15 protein-coding genes are annotated in these 19043 nt (G+C 73.3%); 7 read left to right on the top strand and 8 right to left on the bottom strand.

Translation table 11 applies throughout. The features are described 5' to 3' along the window. Window position 1 precedes the first annotated feature (1 nt). The 4 genes from chvE to ACFYP4_RS05450 form a co-directional block, all read right to left on the bottom strand. Window positions 2–1114 (bottom strand): multiple monosaccharide ABC transporter substrate-binding protein, encoded by a 1113-nt coding sequence (gene chvE / locus ACFYP4_RS05465; protein WP_358856009.1) that lies wholly within the window; start codon window positions 1112–1114, stop codon window positions 2–4. Window positions 1115–1244: 130 nt separating this feature from the next. Further along, window positions 1245–2213, bottom strand: a complete 969-nt coding sequence (locus tag ACFYP4_RS05460) for a hypothetical protein (RefSeq protein WP_358856010.1) — start codon at window positions 2211–2213, stop codon at window positions 1245–1247. A 95-nt stretch (window positions 2214–2308) separates the two neighbouring features. Then, window positions 2309–3313 carry a zinc-binding dehydrogenase gene (locus ACFYP4_RS05455; RefSeq protein ID WP_388783022.1) on the bottom strand — a complete coding sequence of 335 codons (1005 nt, stop codon included), beginning with the start codon at window positions 3311–3313 and terminating at the stop codon, window positions 2309–2311. Then, complete coding sequence (locus tag ACFYP4_RS05450) at window positions 3310–4467, bottom strand: mandelate racemase/muconate lactonizing enzyme family protein (protein WP_358855731.1); 1158 nt, start codon at window positions 4465–4467, stop codon at window positions 3310–3312. Before ACFYP4_RS05450 ends, ACFYP4_RS05455 begins: the two co-directional genes overlap by 4 nt. 263 nt (window positions 4468–4730) lie before the next feature. Between ACFYP4_RS05450 and ACFYP4_RS05445 the strand changes: the two genes are divergently transcribed. Beyond that, the gene (locus tag ACFYP4_RS05445) at window positions 4731–5474 is read left to right on the top strand and encodes a hypothetical protein (protein WP_388783019.1); all 744 of its coding nucleotides are present in this window, start codon (window positions 4731–4733) and stop codon (window positions 5472–5474) included. 436 nt (window positions 5475–5910) lie between these two features. On the opposite strand, the gene ACFYP4_RS05440 is transcribed toward ACFYP4_RS05445, so the two are convergent. Beyond that, entirely contained in the window at window positions 5911–6342 is a 432-nt protein-coding gene (locus ACFYP4_RS05440) for a MarR family transcriptional regulator (RefSeq protein WP_358855729.1), read from the bottom strand. A 117-nt stretch (window positions 6343–6459) separates the two neighbouring features. Here ACFYP4_RS05440 and ACFYP4_RS05435 point away from each other — a divergent pair, with 117 nt between their 5' ends. The 3 genes from ACFYP4_RS05435 (at window position 6460) to ACFYP4_RS05425 (ending at window position 9036) form a co-directional block, all read left to right on the top strand. Further along, window positions 6460–7482 (top strand): NADP-dependent oxidoreductase, encoded by a 1023-nt coding sequence (locus ACFYP4_RS05435; protein ID WP_358855728.1) that lies wholly within the window; start codon window positions 6460–6462, stop codon window positions 7480–7482. A gap of 135 nt (window positions 7483–7617) precedes the next feature. Beyond that, window positions 7618–8037: an organic hydroperoxide resistance protein gene (locus ACFYP4_RS05430; protein ID WP_358855727.1), complete on the top strand. Its 420-nt coding sequence runs from the start codon at window positions 7618–7620 to the stop codon at window positions 8035–8037. A 120-nt stretch (window positions 8038–8157) separates the two neighbouring features. Then, window positions 8158–9036, top strand: coding sequence for an EI24 domain-containing protein (locus ACFYP4_RS05425; protein WP_388783014.1), 879 nt, complete (start codon window positions 8158–8160; stop codon window positions 9034–9036). Between the two features lie 25 nt (window positions 9037–9061). Here the strand turns inward: ACFYP4_RS05425 and ACFYP4_RS05420 are convergent, their stop codons facing one another. Next, complete coding sequence (locus ACFYP4_RS05420; protein WP_388783011.1) at window positions 9062–10315, bottom strand: pyroglutamyl peptidase; 1254 nt, start codon at window positions 10313–10315, stop codon at window positions 9062–9064. 386 nt (window positions 10316–10701) lie between these two features. Between ACFYP4_RS05420 and ACFYP4_RS05415 the strand changes: the two genes are divergently transcribed. The 3 genes from ACFYP4_RS05415 (at window position 10702) to ACFYP4_RS05405 (ending at window position 16713) form a co-directional block, all read left to right on the top strand. Then, a complete protein-coding gene (locus ACFYP4_RS05415) occupies window positions 10702–11688 on the top strand; it encodes a hypothetical protein (protein ID WP_358855724.1) in 987 nt (328 codons plus the stop codon). A 241-nt stretch (window positions 11689–11929) separates the two neighbouring features. Continuing rightward, on the top strand, window positions 11930–13777 hold the full coding sequence (locus ACFYP4_RS05410; protein WP_388783009.1) for an HSP90 family protein: 1848 nt from the start codon (window positions 11930–11932) through the stop codon (window positions 13775–13777). A gap of 2 nt (window positions 13778–13779) precedes the next feature. Next, on the top strand, window positions 13780–16713 hold the full coding sequence (locus ACFYP4_RS05405; protein WP_388783006.1) for a hypothetical protein: 2934 nt from the start codon (window positions 13780–13782) through the stop codon (window positions 16711–16713). 223 nt (window positions 16714–16936) lie between these two features. Here the strand turns inward: ACFYP4_RS05405 and ACFYP4_RS05400 are convergent, their stop codons facing one another. Together ACFYP4_RS05400 and ACFYP4_RS05395 are read right to left on the bottom strand one after the other, a co-directional pair. Beyond that, the gene (locus ACFYP4_RS05400) at window positions 16937–17920 is read right to left on the bottom strand and encodes an aldose epimerase family protein (protein ID WP_358856025.1); all 984 of its coding nucleotides are present in this window, start codon (window positions 17918–17920) and stop codon (window positions 16937–16939) included. A gap of 54 nt (window positions 17921–17974) precedes the next feature. Next, complete coding sequence (locus ACFYP4_RS05395; protein WP_358856026.1) at window positions 17975–18877, bottom strand: SGNH/GDSL hydrolase family protein; 903 nt, start codon at window positions 18875–18877, stop codon at window positions 17975–17977. Between the last annotated feature and the right edge of the window lie 166 nt (window positions 18878–19043).

The following is a 19043-nucleotide window of genomic DNA, read 5'->3' as shown; positions in this document are numbered from 1 at the left end:
GTTAGTTGAGGTCGCTTTCCTTGATGTAGCCGGAGTCGACGACGGTCTCCTTGTAGTTGGACTTGTCGACGTTCACCGGGTCGAGGAGGTAGGCGGGGACGACCTTCGCGCCGTTGTCGTAGGTCTTGGTGTCGTTGACCTCGGGCTTCTTGTCGTTGAGCACCGCGTCCACCATCTGCGCGGCCACCTCGGCGAGCTTGCGGGTGTCCTTGTAGACGGTCTGCGTCTGCTCACCGGCGATGATCGACTTCACCGAGGCGACCTCGGCGTCCTGGCCCGTGACGATCGGCAGCGGCTTGCTCTTGCTGCCGTAGTCGTCCGACTTGAGCGCGGACAGGATGCCGATCGAGATGCCGTCGTAGGGCGAGAGCACCGCGTCCACGCGGCCGTTCTTGTACGCCGAGGTCAGCAGGTCGTCCATGCGCTTCTGCGCGGTGCCGCCGTCCCAGCGCAGCGTGGTGACCTGGTTGAGCTTCGTCTGGCCGGACTTGACGACCAGCTGCTTCTTGTCGATGTACGGCTGGAGGGCGTTCATGGCGCCCTGGAAGAAGTACTTGGTGTTGTTGTCGTCGTTCGAGCCCGCGAACAGCTCGACGTTGAACGGGCCCTTCTTGCTGCCGTCCTTCAGGCCCAGCTTGTCGACGATGTAGCCGCCCTGGAGCTCGCCGACCTTCTCGTTGTCGAACGAGGCGTAGTAGTCGACGTTCTTGGTGCCGAGGATCAGGCGGTCGTAGGAGATCACCGGGATGTCCGCGTCGGCCGCCTGCTGGAGCACGTTGTCCAGCGACTTGTTGTCGATCGCCGCGACGATCAGGGCCGAGACGCCCTGCGTGATCATGTTCTCGATCTGCGAGACCTGGGTGTCGGGGTCGTCCTCGCCGAAGACCAGCTTCGTCTTGTAGCCGGCCGACTTCAGGTTCTTCTCGACGTTCGCGCCGTCGGCTATCCACCGCTCGGACGACTTGGTCGGCATCGCGATGCCGACGGTGGAGCCCTTGGCGCTCTTGTCCTTGGACTCGCTGCCGCCCTCGCTGTCCTGCCCGCAGGCCGAGAGGGTGAGGGCGAGGGAGGCGGCGGTGGCTACGGAGGCGAGCACTGCTCTGCGATTGCGCATGATCATCTTCCTTGATGTCCGGGCGGGGCTCGGTCGGGCGGTACGGGGGCGGTGCGAGGAAGGACCGAGACGAGGTGTGTGGGATTGTGTGCGGCTGCGTGGTCTTTTGTGAAGGGCTGAGTTCAGAACGTTACGACGGAGTTGCGAACCGCCTGAGCGAGCCGGGCAGCCGGGACCCGAGCGGCGCCATGTCGCCGTCCGCGCCGTGTCGCGCGAGCAGGTCCAGGGCCAGCCGGCCGCGCCGCACCCGCTCCCGGGCGGTGTCCAGCGTCACGTCCCGCAGGTGGGCGCCGTAGGGGTAGATCGCGGGGGCCTTGGACAGGCCGAACTTGAGGTAGAGCGGGGCGCCGCGCCGGATCAGCTCGGCGACCTCGTACATGCGCACATAGCCGCCGAGATCGTCCGGGGCCTCTATGTACATGTCCATCGGGGCCGCGGACGCCCGGCGGATCTCGGTGAGGTGGTCGAGCGTCAGGTCGCTGGGCACATTGACGGAGTCCGCGCCGAGCTGCTCGTACACGGCGTACGCGGCCGGGTTGACCGGGCCGATCAGCGCCGAGACCTTCAGGGTGGTGTCCGCCGGGATCAGACCGGCCTCGCGGGCCCGGTGCAGCGTCCACAGCACGCCCTCGTCGGCGACGAGCAGGCACTTGACGCCCAGCTCGGTCGCCCGGACGGCGTCCTCGACGCAGCCGGCCACCGCGTCGTGCCCCCGGGCGCGCAGCCCGCCGCCGCGGGAGTCCGTGCGCACGGAGCCCCCGATGTCCCAGGTGCCGCGCGGGCCGGTGAACAGGCACAGTTCGATGTCGCGTTCACCGGTGGACTCGACCATCTCGGTGATCTCGGCGTCGGTCAGCATCCACACGCCGCTGCCCTGGCTGATCCGGTGGATCGGCACGTCGAGCCGCGAGGACTCCTTGAGGACCACCGCGAGCGCCTCGGGCCCCTCGACGGAGGGAACCTCGGTGCGCCAGCGGCCGCCGCCCGGGAAGGAGTGCGGCGAGGCGTCGGCGGGGGAAAGGGCGGGCGCGGCCATACCGAGCGCGGCGAGTGCCTGTTCGCCGGGTCGACGGGGCGCCGCAGGGGGAGCGTCGGTCACAAGCTGTCCTTCAGGTTCGATATTTCGGACGAAGTTCGTGGCATGGGGTGTACGCCGGTACGAAAGCGTCAGGGTCCTTCGTACCGGCGTACGGCTCAGGGACGCAGCAGGACCTTGCCGACCGCCGGGTCGCCGGACCCCACCAGCTCGATGGCCCGGGGGAACTCGGCGAGCGGCAGTTCGTGCGTGACCAGGGGCAGCGGGTCGAGCAGTCCGGCGCCGAAGACCCGCACCGTGTGCGCCCAGGCGTCCGGCGGCGCTCCGAACACGGTGTGCACCTCCAGTTGCCGTACGACGAGATCGGTGGGGTCGAGGCCCTCGGCGCCCGGGGCCGGGATGCCGGTGAGGACCAGGCGTCCGCCGCGCCGCAGCAGGGAGGCGGCGGTGCGCGCGGCGGACGCCGACCCGGCGGTCTCGATCACGACGTCGAAGCCGCCGGGCAGTTTCTCGTCCCGGGTGCGGAATCCGGTGGCGCCGAAGTCCCGCGAGAGCCCCTCGCGGTCCCGGCGGGTGCCGACCACGAGCAGCTCCGCGGGCGAACCCGCGTGCAGGAACTGCACGGCGAACATCCCGAGGGTGCCGGTGCCGACCACGGCCACCCGCTCGCCGGGCCGCGCGTTCGCCTTCAGCGCCGCCGCCGCGATGCAGGCGGCCGGCTCCAGGAGCGCGGCGGCCGTCAGGTCGGCGTCCTCGGGCAGGACGTGCAGCAGCCGCGCCGGAAGGGTCAGCGTCGAGGCCATCGCCCCGGGCTGGGTGAAGCCGGTCTCCTCGTAACCCGCCGTGCACAGGGTGGTCTCGCCCGCGTGGCAGCGGTCGCACACCTGGCAGTTGCGGAAGCCCTCACCGACCACCTTGCGGCCGACGAGCTCCGGCGGGACGCCCGCCCCGACCGCCTCCACGGTCCCGGACCACTCGTGGCCCGGCGTGAGGGGGTAACGGACGTAACCCTCGGGCCGGTTGCCCTGGTAGACCTCGCGGTCGCTGCCGCAGATGCCGACCGCGTGGACGCGGACCAGCGCCTCACCGGACGCCGGCCGCACCGGTTCGTGCGCGGTCAGCCGGTGCTCGCCCGGCGCGTCGACGACGACCGCGCCGCTCACTGCGTGCCCTTCGGCCTGCGCTGCTCCCAGCCTTCCGCCCACAGGTCGAACCGGGCCTGCTGCTGCGGGAACTCCGCCGCCGCGTCCACGTCCAGCTCGACGCCGAGACCGGGCGCGTGGGACAGCTCGAAGTAGCCGTCGACCACCTGCGGGGCCCCCTTCACGACCTTCTTGATCTCCGCGTCCGCGAAGTCGTTGAAGTGCTCCAGGATCTTGAAGTTCGGCGAGGTGAAGCCGACCTGGAGGCTCGCGGCGGTCAGCACCGGGCCGCCCACGTTGTGCGGGGCGACCAGCATGTAGTGGGTCTCGGCGGTCGCCGCCAGCTTCCGGGTCTCCCAGATGCCGCCGATGTGGCCGACGTCGGGCTGGATGATGTCGACCGCCTGGCTCTCGAAGAGCTCGCGGAACTCGATGCGGTCGTGGATGCGCTCGCCCGTGGCCACCGGGATGTCGACCTTGGCGGCCACCTTCTCCAGCGCCTTCAGGTTCTCCGGCGGGACCGGCTCCTCCAGCCAGGCCGGCTTGAAGGGCGCGAGGTCGCGGGCCAGGCGGACGGCGGTGGCGGGGGAGAAGCGGCCGTGCATCTCCAGCATCAGCTCGGCGTCCGGGCCGATCGCGTCGCGTACGGCCTCGATGAGCGAGACCGCGTACAGGCTCTGCTCGTGGTCCAGCTCGAAGTGGCCGGTCCCGAACGGGTCGATCTTCAGCGCCCGGTAACCGCGCGCCATGACCTCCTGCGCGGCCTTGTGGTACGCCTCCGGGGTGCGCTCGGTGGTGTACCAGCCGTTGGCGTACGCCTTCACCCTGTCGGTGACCTTGCCGCCCAGCAGCTGCCACACCGGCACGCCGAGCGCCTTGCCCTTGATGTCCCAGCAGGCCATCTCGATCACCGCGATGCCGGACATCACGATCTCGCCGGCCCGCCCGTAGTCGCCGAACTTCATGCGGCGCACGAGGTCCTCGACGGCGAACGGGTCCGAACCGAGGATGTGGTTGACCTCGGCCTCCCGCAGGTAGCCGAGCAGCGCGTCGGTGTGCCCCAGCATCCGGGTCTCGCCGACACCCGTGAGTCCTTCGTCGGTGTGCACCTGGACGTAGGTCAGGTTCCGCCACGGCGTCCCGACCACGTGCGTGCTGATTCCCGTGATGCGCACGGCATTTACTCCCTTGTGCTCTCGGTTCTGTTCGAAATTTCGTCACACGTTCGAAATCTTGGCGTGACAGTAAGGACGCGGCCCCGGAGGTGTCAATGGGTCGAACGCAACCGGCGACGACGTATTTCGGCGGTATGCCGCGCTCGTGCCGCCCGCGACACCGCACGGCCCCGGTCCTGCGGGCCGGAATCCGGGGTTCCCCACACAACTTTCACGACTGTGACTAGGAACGTGACCTGAGAGGAACCTAGTCTTCCGGCGTCATGGACTACTGCGAGCCGTGCCGAAGGCACCTCAACGGCGCCCTCGCCTGCCCGGGGTGCGGCACCCCGGCCGAAGCGTGCCGGGCGCACGCCGACGCGCCCGAGGGGCCCGCGGCGACGGACGCCGCCGCAGGGCCGTACGGGGACGCCGCCGAGCGTCCCGGCCGCGCCGCCGCCCGCCGGCAGGGACGCGGCGGCGGGACCCGCGGCGACAGCGCGGGGCGGGCGGGGCGGCGTGACCGCAGGGCCGCCGCGCACCGGCGCCGGCGGCGCACGGCCCTGCTGGCGGGCGCCGGACTGCTGCTCGCGGCCGGCGGGCTGAGCCTCGCCGAACTCGGCATAGAGGTCCCGGGCTCCGCGCCGAGCGCCGCGGCGGCCGGCGACGAGACGGCCGACGGCGGCTCGAAGTCCATCGAGGAGACCTCCGCGCCGGGCGGCGGCACGGGCGGCACGGGCGGCGGGGACGGTGCCCGTCCCTCCGGTTCGCCGGACGACTCCGCGTCCCCCTCGGCCTCCGAATCCGGCGGGGACGAGAAGAAGGACGCTGACGAGGAGAAGGCCGAGGACGAACCGGAGCAGTCGGCGTCCACGGACCCGCTCACCGGCACCTCGCCCTCGACACCCGCCGTGACCGCGCCCCCCGAGACCTCCGCGCCCCCGACCGCGCAGCCCACGTCGCCGGAACCCGCCCCGACCCCGAGCCCCACCAGGACGTGCGACCGCTTCCTGTGGTGGTGCGCCTGACGCCGGCCGCGTGGCCGTGGTACGCCTGAGGCCGCCCGGCCCCGTGCGCCGATGGCCGGCGGCGCCCCCGTGCACCTGACGCGGGCTGCCCAGGCTCTGGTGCACCCTGAGGCGGGTCACCCAGGCGCTGGTGTGCCTGTGGTCGGCCGCCCTGGCCGTGGTACGCCTGAGGCCGCCCGGCCCCGTGCGCCGGTGGCCGTCCGCACGGCCCCCGTGCACCTGACGCGGGCTGCGCAGGCTCTGGTGCACCCTGAGGCGGGTCGCCCAAGCGGTGGTGTGCCTGAGGCCGGCCGCCTGACGCCCATGCACCTGACGCGGGCTGCCCGGCCACGGCGTCCCTGACGCGGTCCGTGCCGGGTCACTGAGGCGCGCGGGTGTCAGGCGCCGTGACCGGGCACACGGCCACGCCGAGTGAGCGTCGCCCGGCGGGCGGAGGTCAGGCGTCGAGCATGCGCTGCAGCAGGTCCCGCAGGGACAGTCGCTCCTCGTCGGAGAGGCCGGCCAGGGGCTCGCGGGCGAAGTCGAGGGAGTCGCGCAGACCGCGGGCCACCCGGCGGCCCTCCTCCGTGGGCGCCGCCAGCTTGACGCGCCGGTCCGCGGGGTCGGGCCGCCGCTCGACGAGACCCCGGGCCTCCAGCCGGTCCACGATCCCCGTCACGTTCGACGGCTCGCACCGCAGTCGCTGGGCCAGCCGCCGCATCGGCAGCGGCTCCAGCGTCAGCAGGCCGAGCAGCCGCGCCTGCGCGCCCGTGAGCGCGTGCTCGGCGGCCGCCTCCTCGTACTCCTCGTGATAGCGGGCCACCACACTGCCGATGAGGTCGACGACCTCGAGCGTCAGGGAGTCGGGGCGGGTCTTCTGCGGGGACATGCGCCCCAGGCTACCCGGTTACTTGACATTCTGAAATATTCAGGAGCATGGTTGTTTCAGGTAATGAAACAACCGTGGTGCGAGAGCCGCTCCGCAAGCCGTACAGGAAGGCGCCCCATGACCGACACGCCCCAGCTCCCCGCCGTCAGCCGTGAATGGCACCTCCTCAGCCGCCCGGTCGGCTGGCCCGAGCCCGGGGACTTCTCGCTGGTCGAGTCCGAGGTCCCGCAGCCGCGGGACGGCCAGGTCCTCGTACGCAACAAGTACCTCTCCGTCGACCCGTACATGCGGGGCCGCATGAGCGACGCCAAGTCGTACGTCGCGCCCTTCGAGCTGGGCAAGGTCATGCAGGGCGGCGCGGTCGGCGAGGTCGTCGCCTCGAACGCCGAGGGCATCTCCGTCGGTGACCACGTGCTGCACTTCCTCGGCTGGCGCGAGTTCGCCGCCGTCGACGCCGCGCACGCCGTCAAGGTCGACCCGGAGGCCGCCCCGCTGAGCACGTACCTGGGCGTGCTGGGCATGACCGGCCTGACCGCGTACGCGGGCCTGCTGCGCACCGCCTCCTTCAAGGAGGGCGACTCCGTGTTCGTGTCCGGCGCCGCCGGTGCCGTCGGCAGCCAGGTCGGCCAGATCGCGAAGTTGAAGGGCGCCTCGCGCGTCATCGGCTCGGCCGGCTCGGACGAGAAGGTCAAGCTGCTGGTTGAGGAGTACGGCTTCGACGCCGCCTTCAACTACAAGAGCGGCCCGGTCAACGAGCAGCTGCGCCAGGCCGCCCCGGACGGCATCGACGTCTACTTCGACAACGTCGGCGGCGACCACCTGGAGGCCGCGATCGGCCGCCTCAACCGCGACGGCCGGATCGCCGTCTGCGGCATGATCTCCGTCTACAACAACACCGAGCCGGCGCCCGGCCCGCGCAACCTCGCCCGCCTCATCCAGACCCGGGGCCGCATCGAGGGCTTCCTCGTCGGCGACCACTACGACCTCCAGCCGCAGTTCGTCGAGGAGGTCGGCGCCTGGGTCCGCTCCGGCGAGCTGAAGCACCGCGAGACGGTCGTCGAGGGCATCGAGAACAACCTGGAGGCGTTCCTCGGCGTCCTGCGCGGCGACAACACCGGAAAGATGATCGTCAAGCTCTGAGCCCGGGAGCCCGGGAGCCCGCGCGCTCCGCGAGGTGCGGGACCTGCCGCCAGTCTTCCGGCATACGGTAACTTCTTTCCGAAGTCGTCGCGATCGTGGGCGCGAGTCGCGGCGGACCAAGGAGGAGAGCACCGTATGGCCATCCAGCAGTCCGACGTCCTGTACACCGCCGTCGCCACCGCCGAGGGCGGGCGCGACGGCCGGGTCGCCACCGACGACGGCGTACTCGACGTCGTCGTCAACCCGCCCAAGGAGATGGGCGGCAGCGGCGCCGGCACCAACCCGGAGCAGCTCTTCGCCGCCGGGTACAGCGCCTGCTTCCAGGGCGCCCTCGGCGTCGTCGCCCGCGGGCAGAAGGCCGACCTCACCGGCTCGACCGTCACCGCGAAGGTCGGCATAGGCAGGAACGAGGACGGCTTCGGCCTCCTGGTCGAGATCTCCGCCTCGCTGCCGAACGTGGACGCGGACACGGCCAGGGCGCTTCTGGAGCAGGCCCACCAGGTGTGCCCGTACTCGAAGGCCACCCGGGGCGACATCACCGTGACGCTCGTCTGACGGCGCCGGTCACGCACGGCGGAGGCCGCACCCCGGACCGGGGGTGCGGCCTTTGTCATGCCAGGGCCTCAGGACACCGTCTCCGCGGCCCCGTCCGTAGCGCCCGGTAAGGTTCGGCCCATGGGTGATCTCGGGGCGGGCTTCAACTACTTGGCGCAAGGTCAGCGATGGGTCGCCAGGCACGGAAAACAGTACGGATTCGGACTGCTCCCGGGCCTGATCACCCTCGTGCTGTACGCGGCGGCGCTGACCGCCCTCGCCCTCTGGGGCCAGGACTTCACGACCTGGGCGACCCCGTTCGCGGACGACTGGAGCAGCCCGTGGCAGGGCCTCTTCCGCGGCTTCCTCACCGCCGTCCTCTTCGCCCTGGCCCTGGCCCTCTCCGTGCTCACGTTCACGGCGGTCACCCTGCTCGTCGGCCAGCCCTTCTACGAGTCCCTCTCGGAGCGGGTCGACCGGGACGTCTCCCCGGACGGCACCGCCCCCGAGTCGGGCCTGCCGCTCTGGCGCGAGCTGTGGATCTCGGGCCGGGACAGCCTCCGCATCCTCGTCCGGGCCCTCGTGTGGGGCGTCCTGCTCTTCGCCCTCGGTTTCGTCCCGGTCGCCGGCCAGACCGCGGTCCCGGTGATCGGGTTCTTCGTCACCGGCTTCTTCCTCACGGAGGAACTCACCGGGGTGGCCCTCCAGCGCCGCCGCGTCGAGCTGCGGGACCGCCTCGCCCTGCTCCGCTCCCGCAAGGCCCTGGTCTGGGGCTTCGGCACCCCGCTCGCCGTCGCCTTCGTGGTCCCGTTCGTCGCCGTCTTCCTGATGCCGGGCGCGGTCGCGGGCGCCACGCTGATGGCCCGCGACCTGCTCGGCGAGCGGTCCGGGGAGCCCGACGGCGAGGACGCCGACGCCGACCGCACCCGCCCGGGCGACGGTCACCCCGGGACGCCGTACCCGGGCGACGGTCACCCCGGCACGCCGTACCCGGGCGACGGGAAGGGCGCCATCGCCTGACGGAGGTCCTCGCCGCGGGCCGGGTCTACCCCGCGTCCACGGCCGTCCGCAGGATCGACCGGACCTGCGCGATGATGTCCAGCCGGTTCCGCACGAACCCGGGATCGGTGACCGCGCCGGCCGCCGGGTCCGTGTTGCCCGTGCCGAACTCCAGCACCGGCGTGTGCACATGGCCGCCCGGCAGCGCGGCGTGCAGCCCGAGCCGGTCGCGCAGCAGCGTCGCGCGGTAGGCGATCTCGTTGGAGAGGTAGTCGCCGCCGCCGCCGGCCCGGGCCGCCGAGCCCGGCGTCGGACCGCCCGGCCGCACGACCGGCTCCGTGCCGCCCGCCGGTATCTCCGTCACCGCGGTGTTGTCGTACACCGGGAAGCGTCCGGTGTCCGCGGCCACGATCGCCCGGTACGGCAGCGTCGTCGACGTCCACTGCGGCTGCGAGGCCGGGTCGGCGACCGGGACGGTCCCGGTGCGCGACACGTTCTCGTTGTCGGGGAAACCGCCCCGCCAGGCCCCGTTGGTCCGCTCCACGTCGAACCGCCCCACCCGGCCCTGGCTGACCGTCGTGAACAGGTCCACGCGGCCGAGCCGCCGGCGCAGTGTCCGCTCCACCGTCCCGTCGGCGAAGTCCTGCCAGCGGACGGGGAAGACCGCCGTCTCGACGCGGGCCGGGCCGCGGGCGGTCCGGATCGTCGTCCCGTCCAGGGCGAGCGCGCTCGCGCCCGAGGGATTGGAAATCCGGACGTCACGGTCCAGCGTGAACGGGTCGAACCCGGTGAGCAGGATCCGCTTCACGCCCCGGCCGTGCGGGTAGCGGAGCGCGTTCTGCCCGCGTGAGCCTTCCTCCAGCCTGGCGAGCAGCGCACGCCGTTGGCCGTCCGTGAGTGCGAACCGCGGCTCCCAGGTGCGCACCTCGCGGGTCATCCCGAGCCGTGCCCAGTACAGCGGGCGGTCGTCGTCGCGGCTCAGGTCGCCGCCCGCGGGGCCGCGTCCCTGGGCCCGGTCCACGGCCCGCCGCCACAACTGCCCGCCCTGCCGTACGACGAGGCGCTCGGCCTGCGCGTACGAGCGCGCCGCGTCGAGCGACCGGCCGAACCGCGGGGCCACCGTGTCGAATCCGGACCGCCGCAGGATCTCCTGGGGCGCCGCCCTGTCGAGCCGCTGCTCCTCGACCGTGGAGGCCTCCGCCGCCTGGCCGGGCGCGGCCGCCGTCGCGGCCGGCGTGGCCGCGAGCCCCGCCACCAGGGCCAGTGCGAGTACACCGATGCGCACACGTGCGTGAGTCAAGGGAGTTCGTGCCTTCCGTCGCCGTGGGGTGCTCCGAACGGCCGCAGTATCGCGTGACGCACGGGACGCACGCCATGGTGCGTGGCCCCGGTGGGCGAGGCCGCCGGCCCGTCGCGTCCTGTGAAGGGTTCGTACGGGGTTCAGGCAGGCCGTTCCCTCACCGGCCGCCGGATGCGCACGATCGTCGAGGCGTGACCGCGGGACGCCCCTCAGCAGCCCCGGCCCGGAACCTGACGGCCGGGCCGGGGCTCGTCACGTGCCGTGCGTCCGCGGCGCGAGGACGGGTCCCGAAGCGTGGACGGCCGGTGAAAACCCTGTGGAAGCGGTGTCGGTGGGGCCGCCTATGCTGCACCGGACGATCACGCGGGACCAGGGGAGGACACGGCATGTTGGGCAAGCTGTTCGGCAGGGAGACGGAGAGACCGGCGGCGGATCCGTACGCGATTCCCGCCTCGCGCAGGCAGAAGAACGGGATGTACAAGCTGCGCGCGCTCGGGGACACCCGGGTCCTCGCCCTGGTCGAGGCGGCGGACGCCGGTGACTGGGAGGCGGTCAAGGCGGCATCGGTCCCCTTCGACCTCGGCCGCGACCACCAGGTCCTCGGCGAACTGGCCGACCTGGACGGGGTGCAGGACTGGATCGGGCGGGCGGTCGAGGAGGACAAGGAGCACCGGGCGACGGCGCTGCTGATATCCGGGACGCGCCACGTCAGCTGGGGCTGGGAGGCACGCACCGCCGAGCGCGCCGTGAACGTCACGCGGGAGCAGTGGCGCGTCTTCCACGAGCGGCTCCGCATCGCCGAGGAACAGCTGCTGGAGGCCGCCGAACTGCGGCCCGAATGGGTCACGCCGTGGCGCCGCCTGCTCACCTCCGGCCGCGGCATGTCACTGGGATCCGCCGTCAACGAGGCCCGGCTCGACGCCGCCCTGCGCCGCGACCCGCTGGACCTGGACGTCCACGTCGAGTGGGTGTCGCAGTTGCAGCCCCGCTGGGGCGGCGAGCCGGGCCAGGCACTGGCGTTCGCCCGCGACGCGCTCACCCGCACCCCGCAGGGACACCGGCTCGGCTGCGTGATCGCCATGGCGCACATCGAGGACTGGGTCGAGTCCGACCGCGGGGACTGCCTCGAGACCGCCGAGATCCAGGCCGAGCTGCGGAACGCGGCCGACCACAGCATCCTGCACCCGGCGTACGCGCGCCGCCCCGGCTGGCAGCACGACTTCAACATGTTCGCCATGGCCCTGTCGCTGGCCGGCGAGCGCCACACCGTACGGCGCGTCTTCCAGGCACTCGACGGCGCCTACACCACCTGGCCGTGGACCTACTTCGCGGACCCCGAGAAGCAGTTCGCCCGCCGCCACCGCCGCGCCTGAGCGCCCACAGGACCCGGCCGCCGCGCCGGAGCGCACGCCGACCGGGCCCGCCCGTCGCCGCGTGCCCGACCCCGCGCCGGCACCGCCCCCGCCACGCGCCCGAGCGGACGGCGGACCACGGTCCCGCCGTCGCCGCCGTGCCCGCGCGCCCCCCGTCCCGGCCCGCCCGCCCCCGCCGTGCCCGAGCGCACGCCGGGACCGGGCCCCGCCCTCCGTCACCCCTCCCAGACCGGACTGCCCGATGACTCTGCCCGACACCGCCGCGAACCCGGCCGGCGCCGACCGCACCTTCCAGGTGGATCTGCGCGGCCTCGTCGACCTCCTCTCCCACCACCTCTACTCCAGCCCCCGCGTCTACCTGCGCGAACTCATGCAGAACGCGGTGGACGCGCTGACCGCCCGGCACCGCCTCGAACCGGACGCGGGCACCGACGCCTTCGGCATCCGCCTGTACGCCGACGGCTCGGCGGTACGCGTCGAGGACGACGGCGTCGGACTCACCGAGGCCGACGTGCACACCTTCCTCGCCACCATCGGCCGCAGCAGCAAGCGCACCGACCTGATCGCCGAGCAACGCGGCGACTTCATCGGCCAGTTCGGCATCGGCCTGCTCTCCTGCTTCCTGGTGGCGGACGAGATCCACGTCCTGAGCCGCTCCGCCCGCACGCCGGACGCGGTCACCGTGGAGTGGCGGGGACGCGGCGACGGCAGCTACACCGTCCGCACCCTGCCCGCCTCCGCCCGCCCCCGGCCCGGCACCACGGTCACGCTGACACCCCGCGCCGACGCGGGCGAGTGGACCCGGCCGACGCAGGTGCAGTCGCTGGCCCGGCACTTCGGGTCGCTGCTGCGCCACCCGGTGACCTTCGAGGACGGCACCGGCGGCCCGCCCGCCCGGGTCAACCCCGAGCCCGCGCCCTGGGTGAGCAGGCATCCCACACCGGGCGCCCGCGCCCGCGCGCTGGCCGCGTACGGCGAGGAGGTCCTCGGCTTCGCCCCGCTGGACACCATCGAGCTGGACCTGCCGGCCGTGGGTCTGAAGGGCATCGCCTGCGTCCTGCCCGAGGCGGTGCCCGCCGGACGCCGCCACGGCCACCGCGTGCACGTCAAGGGCATGCTGCTGTCCGAACAGGCCGAGGAGATCCTGCCCGAGTGGGCGTTCTTCGTGCGCTGCGTCGTCGACGCCGAGAGCCTGCGCCCGACGGCGTCCCGCGAGTCCCTGTACGAGGACGACACCCTGGCCGCCGTCCGTGACGCCCTCGCCGAGCGGCTGCGCGCGTGGATCGCCCGGGCCGCCGCCAACGACCCGGACCTGCTCGCCCGCTTCCTCCAGGTCCACCACCTCGCCGTGAAGTCGCTCGCGGTGCACGACGACGAGATCCTGCGGATGCTGCTGCCCTGGCTGCCGTTCGAGACCACCGACGGGCACGCCACCCTCGACGAGTTCGCGCGCACCCACCGCACCGTGCTCGTGACGTCGAGCGTGGAGGAGTTCCGCCAGGTCGCCGCGATCGCCTCGGCGGCCGGACTCGGCGTCGTCAACGGCGGCTACACCTACGACCGCGAACTCGTCCACCGGCTCCCCGAGATCAGGCCCGAGGCCAGCGTCGCCGACCTCGACCCGGCGACCCTCACCGCCCACCTCGACCCCGTCGACCGGGAGACGGAACTGGCCGCCGCGGCCTACCTCGCCCTGGCCCGCGACGCCCTCACCGTCTTCGACTGCGACGTCGCGCTGCGCACCTTCCAGCCGGCCTCCGCCCCCGCCCTCCTCGTCGACAGCCGCGAGGCCCGGCACGAACGCACCCGCTCCCGGCTCGCCCGCGAGCAGGACGGCGGCCTGTGGGGCGACATCCTCGGCGCCCTGCGCCAGGAGGCCCCGCGCGCCCAGCTGATCCTCAACCAGCTCAACCCGCTGGTCCGCACCGCCGTCACCATCGACGAGCCCGAGCTGGCCCGCACCAGCGCCGAAGCCCTCTACGGCCAGGCCGCACTGCTGTCCCGGCGCCCCCTCAGGCCCGCCGAATCGAGCCTGATCAACCGCTCCTTCCTCGACCTCCTCGCCCACGCCCTCCGCAAGGACAGCTGACGATGCCGACCACCACACACCCCCGGAACACCGACGAGCTGTACCAGGCGCTCCAGGACAACGACCGGCGCCCCTACGGCCGTACCCGCACCGTCACCGCCGAGGAACTCGTCGAAGCGGCCGAACAGTTCGAGGATCCCCTCGCGCTCGTCCGGGCACTCCTCGAACTCCAGGAGGCGTACACCTACGGCTCCGAACCACGCAAGTCGCCCGTCGTCTTCGCCCGCCTGCTCACCCTCTTCGACGAGCAGCCCGACGTCTTCGACGAACGCCTGCGCCACCTGCTGTTCTGGCGGTTCAAGTGGGTGGCCGGCGCCCTGCGCGCGCTGCCCGAGATACCGCTGGCCGGCCTGCGCCAGTGGCTGACGGAGATGCGCCACCGGTACGAGAAGGCCGGCCTCGACCTCCAGCCCTACTACGGACAGGCGTACCTGCTCGCCGCGCACCTCGGCGAGGACGTCACCCCCGCCTACGAACTGTGGGCGGCCCGCGCCCGCTCCAGGCTCAGCGACTGCGAGGCCTGCGAGATCTGCGACCGTGCCCGGTACCACCTCCAGGCGGGCGACGACGAACGCGCGCTGCGCACCTGGGAGCCCGTCCTCGACGGAAAGGAATCCTGCCAGGAGGAGCCTGCCCGCTCCGTCTCGTACGCCCTGCTGCCCCTGCTGCGCACCGGCCGCACCGAACGGGCCGTCGCCCTGCACGTCGCCGGCTACCGCAGCTGCCGCCGCAACCCCTCGATGTCCGCCGAGATCGGCCGGCACCTGGAGTTCTGCGCGCTGACCGGCAACGAGGCACGGGGCCTCGAACTCCTCGCCGAGAACCGGAACCTGTTCGACGAGGTGGACTCGCCGCTGGAGCTGTTCGACTTCCTCACCGGCGTCGAGGTCCTCCTCCAGCGCGTCGAACTCCTCGGCCACGGCGAGCTGCCCGCCGCCGGCTACGCGGGCCGCACCTGGACCGTGACCGGCCTGCGCGCCGAGGTCCGCGGGCGCGCCGACGACCTCGCCGCCCGCTTCGACGCCCGCAACGGCACCACCGCCCACACCGACCGCCGCCGGGCCCGCCTCGACCGCGCCCCGCTGCTGGACGCACTGGAACTGACCCTGCGCACCCGCAGCCTCGACGAGGTGGCCGCCCCCGCCGCCGCGCCCCCCGCCCGCCCGGTCGCGGAGATCCCCGAGTCGCTGCCCGAACTCATCCTCCGGGCACGGGCGCTGGACGAGCAGGGGCACCCCGACGCACAGACCTGCTGGGCCCGGCTGCGCACGCTCGCGGCCGCCCGCGACTACACCCACCCCGAGGACCCCGCGGTGGGCCCGCTGGTACGGCTGCGCGCGGACCTGCTCGCCGACGAGGCGAACCGGGCGGGCAACAAGGACGACTTCACCGTCTCCGTCGCCCTGCACGAGGAGGCCGCGGGACTGTACGAGGACGCCGGGCAGCCGGGCCACGCGGCGCTCGCCCGCGCCTGCGCCCTGCTCGCCGCCGCCGAACTCCCCGCGGAGAACGACGACGCGGCCGGGGGCAAGGCCGCGGCGCTGACCGCCGCCCACGCGTCCCTGGTCCGCCTGCACGAGGAGACGGCCGGCCTCGCCCCGCACCAGGAGGCCCGGCTGCTGCGGCTGCGGGCGACCGCACTCGGCCTGCGGCTGCAGGCGTCGGGGCAGGAGGAGCACGTCGCGCCGGTCCACGCCGAGGTGGACCTGCTGGAGACGTTCGCCGCCCGGCACGACATCACCGCGCAGATCTCCGGAGCGCAGATGCTGCGGGCCAGCACCCACGCGATCCGCGGCGACCTGCCCGCCGCCGTCACCGCACTCGACGCCCTCCTGCACCGGCTGAGGGACCACGGCCCCGCCTGGCACCTGCCCCGCACGCTCGCCCTGCGCGGCCGGCTCCGGCTCGGCCTCCAGGACCCGCGGGCGGCGCACGACGACCTGGCCGAGGGCCTGCGACTGGCCGCCGACTGGCCCGCCGACGTGGCCGGCACCGCCCGCCTCCACGCGGATCTGGCCGAGGTCCTCATGCACCTCGGCCGTCCCGACGAGGCGCTGCGGCACCTGACGCGCTCCGCGGAGCTCGACCTTCGCGGCGGCAGCCGGACCGAGGCGTTCTGCACCTACAGCAACGCGGCCCAGCTCAGCCTCGACCTCGGCCGGGTCGAGGACTGCATCGCCCTGCTCGACTCCCTGCTGGCCGAACCGGACGTCACCGCCGGCGAGCTGGACGACCGGCTCGTCGCCCAGCTGCGGCTGACCCGCGCCCGCGCGCTGCACATGGGGGAGGACCTCAAGGCCGCCACGGCGGAGTTCGTCGCCCTCGCGGCGGAGTCGGCCACCTGGGACGACGACCCGGGCAGCCACGCCATGATCGCCGCCGAGACGGCCGTCCTGCTCGGCGAGTCCGGGGAGTTCGGACGCGCCCGCGAGGCCATGGACCAGGCACTCGCCGCCCACGCCAGGGACCCGCGTCACGAGCAGCTCAGCAACTGCCTGCGCGAACTCGCCCGCCACCAGGCGCAGCAGCAGGGCCCCGACGGCCTGGCCGGCGCCCTCGCCCTGCTCGCCGACGCCGGCCGCGTCGCCGACGAGGCCCGCGCCGCCGGGTACGAGGCTCACGGCCGCTCCCTGGACAGCGCCCTGGCCTACGAACACGGCCGGGTCAACGCCTACGCCGGTGCGTACGAGGACGCCCTGGCCGCCCTGGAGCGCGCTCTCGCCCTGGTCGGCGAGCCGGGCGCCGAGCAGGACCGGGCCGGCGAGTGGGCCGAGTGCGTCCGCCTCGCGGGTGCCGTGGAGGGCATCTACCTGGAGCGCACCGCTCCCGCTCTCGCCCGCCTCGACGCGGCGGTGTCCCGGCTGACCGCCCTCGGGCACACCGCCGAGAGCGAGCCGCTGAGCTCGCTCGCGGCCCGGCTGCGCGACGAGGAGTGACCCGTGCGCGGTGCCGGGACGACACTCGCCCCGGCACCGCCCGCTTTCCTAGGGCCTGTCTGACAATTCCCGTCGTCGCCCGGAGGGCGGCCTCGCGGCGTCAGGTGCGTGCTCTCGGCGTGCCGGGCGTAGAGCCTCGTACTGGACGTACTTGGGTCTGCGCCCGGTGCGGCGAGAGGGCGTGCATGGCGTCGCGAGGCAGACGGGAATTGTCAGACAGGCCCTAGTCCCGCACCGAGAACCGGTACACCGTCTCCGACCGGTACACCTCGCCCGGCCGCAGCTCCGTGCTGGGGAACTCGGGCCGGTTGGGGGAGTCCGGGAAGTGCTGGGTCTCCAGCGCGATGCCGTCGCCCGGTGCGAACGGCAGCGAGGCGTCGAGGTGGTCCGCCGTGTAGAGCTGGAGCCCGGGCTCCGTGGTCGCCACGGACAACAGCCGCCCGGACAACGGGTCGTACAGCTCGGCCACCTCCACCGGCGTCTCGCTCTCGCCCTTGTCGAGCACGTAGTTGTGGTCGTAGCCGGCGCCGACCTTGCGCGCCGCACGGAAGTCGAAGCGCGTCCCGTCGACCGGCGCGAACTCCCCGGTCGGGATCAGGTCCGCGTCCACCGGCGTCAACCGCGAGGCGTCCAGACGCAGTTCGTGCCCGCCGGCGTTCCCCGAACCGGTCAGGTTCCAGTACGTGTGGTTCGTCAGGTTCACCACGGTCGGGGCGTCCGTGACCGCCTCGTAGGCGATCCGCAGCGCGCCGTCCTCGTCCAGCGTGCAGGTCGCCGACACCTCGAGACGGCCGGGGAAGCCCTCCTCGCCGTCCGGGCTCACCCGCGACAGGCGCACCCCGTGCGCCACCGCCCGCGCGTCCCACACCCGCTTGTCGAAGCCGTGCTCACCGCCGTGCAGCGAGTTGGGCCCGTTGTTCCGCGCCAGTCGGTGGGTCCGCCCGTCGAGCGGGAAGCTGCCGCCCGCGATCCGGTTCGCGTACCGCCCGACCAGCGCCCCGAAGTAGGGCTCCGGGTGGGCCACGTAGCCGTCGAGTTCCGGGAACCCCAGGACCACGTCCACGGTCCGCCCGTCCCGGTCCGGGACCTCGGCCGACTGCACGATTCCGCCGTACGTCAGGACGCGCACCCGCACTCCCGAGCGCTCCAGCGTCCAGCGGTGGACCGGGGTGCCGTCGGGGAGGGTGCCGAAGAGTTCGCTAGGCATGATCGAGACCCTACGCCGCGAACGAGCCGGGCACCCGCCCCCGTACCCCGTCCGTCACGCGGCCGGCTTCCTCGCCGTCACCGTCCGGTACGCGATCTCCGCGATCCGCGCCTGGCCGTCGCGGCTCGGGTGGAACCAGTCCCAGCGGCTCAACTGCGCCGTACCGAAGCGGTAGTCGAAGACCGCGCCCCCGTCGAAGCGGCACCGCCGGTCCTTGGCGCAGACCTCCTCCAGGACCGTGTTGTAGGCCTCCACCCGGTTCTGGACCTTGGCGCGCCGCTGGGTCGCGGCCGCGTCCAGGGCGTCCGCGTCCCCCAGCATCGAGGGGCAGATGCCCAGCTTCCAGACCTGTTTGCCCAGCGCGTTGCCGCGGCCCTGGGACCACAGCCGCTTCAGGTCCGGCACGCTCGACACGTACACCTGGGCCTTGGGCAGGGACGCGCGCAGCGTCCGGATCGCGTCCTGGAACCCGGCCCGGAAGTCCGCCACCGGCGTCATCGCCGAGACGCTCGCGCGGCAGGCGTCGTTGGCGCCCGCCATCACCGTCACCAGCTCCGGCTTCCGCTCCGCCGCCCGGACCATCTGCGCAGGCAGGTCCGCCATCCGCGCTCCGGTCACCGCATAGTTCCAGCTCCGGTCGGCGGCCCCGGCCCTGCCCAGCAGCCGTACCGCGAGGCTGTTCACCCGGGCGTCGCTGCCGGTCGCCCACGACACCTCCGGGCAGTCGGACAGCACCGAACAGGCGTCGAAGCCGCGCGTGATGGAGTCGCCCACCGCGACCAGGGACGCCGGGCTGCGGTCCCACGCGGGCGTCGGCTTCGGGGACGGGCGGCCCTTCGCGGAGGCACCTCCGGGGGCCGCCGCGTCGCCACCGGAGGCGTCGCAGCCCGCGACGGCCAGGACGGCCGCCGCCGCGACGGCGAGGACGGCCCGTGAACGGTGGCTTCGCTCGCGCATCCCCAGTTCCCCTCGTTCGTCGTGCATCCCTCGGTCGGCACGGCGTGCGCGTGAGCGGCCGTGCCCCGCCCCGGGCGGTGCGTGACCGCGCGGCCGGGACAGCGGCACGCGTCCCGGCGGGTGAAACCTCGGTGTTTCTCCGCGCTGGGACCGACGGTACGTCACA

Source organism: Streptomyces sp. NPDC005551, from assembly GCF_042871785.1.
Taxonomy (GTDB): Bacteria; Actinomycetota; Actinomycetes; order Streptomycetales; family Streptomycetaceae; genus Streptomyces.
The sequence above is the reverse complement of the archived record's forward strand: the minus strand, read 5'-3'. Positions and strand labels throughout refer to the sequence as shown.

Excerpts from the sequence above, each read along its gene's own strand:
- chvE (WP_358856009.1), bottom strand. The coding sequence starts at position 1,114 with ATGCGCAATCGCAGAGCAGTGCTCGCCTCCGTAGCCACCGCCGCCTCC.
- ACFYP4_RS05445 (WP_388783019.1), top strand. The coding sequence starts at position 4,731 with ATGGACTACTGCGAGCCGTGCCGAAGGCACCTCAACGGCGCCCTCGCC.
- ACFYP4_RS05440 (WP_358855729.1), bottom strand. The coding sequence starts at position 6,342 with ATGTCCCCGCAGAAGACCCGCCCCGACTCCCTGACGCTCGAGGTCGTC.
- ACFYP4_RS05435 (WP_358855728.1), top strand. The coding sequence starts at position 6,460 with ATGACCGACACGCCCCAGCTCCCCGCCGTCAGCCGTGAATGGCACCTC.
- ACFYP4_RS05430 (WP_358855727.1), top strand. The coding sequence starts at position 7,618 with ATGGCCATCCAGCAGTCCGACGTCCTGTACACCGCCGTCGCCACCGCC.
- ACFYP4_RS05425 (WP_388783014.1), top strand. The coding sequence starts at position 8,158 with ATGGGTGATCTCGGGGCGGGCTTCAACTACTTGGCGCAAGGTCAGCGA.
- ACFYP4_RS05415 (WP_358855724.1), top strand. The coding sequence starts at position 10,702 with ATGTTGGGCAAGCTGTTCGGCAGGGAGACGGAGAGACCGGCGGCGGAT.
- ACFYP4_RS05410 (WP_388783009.1), top strand. The coding sequence starts at position 11,930 with ATGACTCTGCCCGACACCGCCGCGAACCCGGCCGGCGCCGACCGCACC.
- ACFYP4_RS05405 (WP_388783006.1), top strand. The coding sequence starts at position 13,780 with ATGCCGACCACCACACACCCCCGGAACACCGACGAGCTGTACCAGGCG.
- ACFYP4_RS05400 (WP_358856025.1), bottom strand. The coding sequence starts at position 17,920 with ATGCCTAGCGAACTCTTCGGCACCCTCCCCGACGGCACCCCGGTCCAC.
- ACFYP4_RS05395 (WP_358856026.1), bottom strand. The coding sequence starts at position 18,877 with ATGCGCGAGCGAAGCCACCGTTCACGGGCCGTCCTCGCCGTCGCGGCG.